Source organism: Plesiomonas sp. ZOR0011, from assembly GCF_000800945.1.
In the GTDB taxonomy this organism is placed as follows: Bacteria; Pseudomonadota; Gammaproteobacteria; order Enterobacterales; family CAMTGL01; genus Plesiomonas; species Plesiomonas shigelloides.
In genome coordinates this window covers 1-243 of sequence record NZ_JRKB01000147.1, presented here as the reverse complement: position 1 = coordinate 243, position 243 = coordinate 1, and the positions used below count along the sequence as shown (strand labels likewise).

Annotated in this window: 1 protein-coding gene; it reads left to right on the top strand. The window is 50.6% G+C overall.

The annotated features are described in order from the left end of the window. Window positions 1-2: 2 nt before the first annotated feature. Window positions 3-243: type VI secretion system tube protein TssD (gene tssD, locus L975_RS17110; protein WP_230400826.1), on the top strand; the 241-nt coding region annotated here is incomplete at its 3' end.

Genomic DNA, 243 nt, shown 5'->3' with positions numbered 1-243 from the left:
ACATCACTGCAGGCGCGTTCACCTCTGAATCCGTGGGTAACATCTTTGTACAAGGTCACGAAGATGAAATGCTGGTGCAAGAGTTCAAACATATCGTTACCGTACCGACTGACCCACAGTCTGGTCAGCCTGCAGGCCAACGTGTTCATAAGCCATTCCAGTTCACGGTGGCGCTGAACAAAGCCGTTCCTTTGATGTACAACTCTCTGGCCTCCGGTGAGATGCTGCCAAAAGTAACCTTGA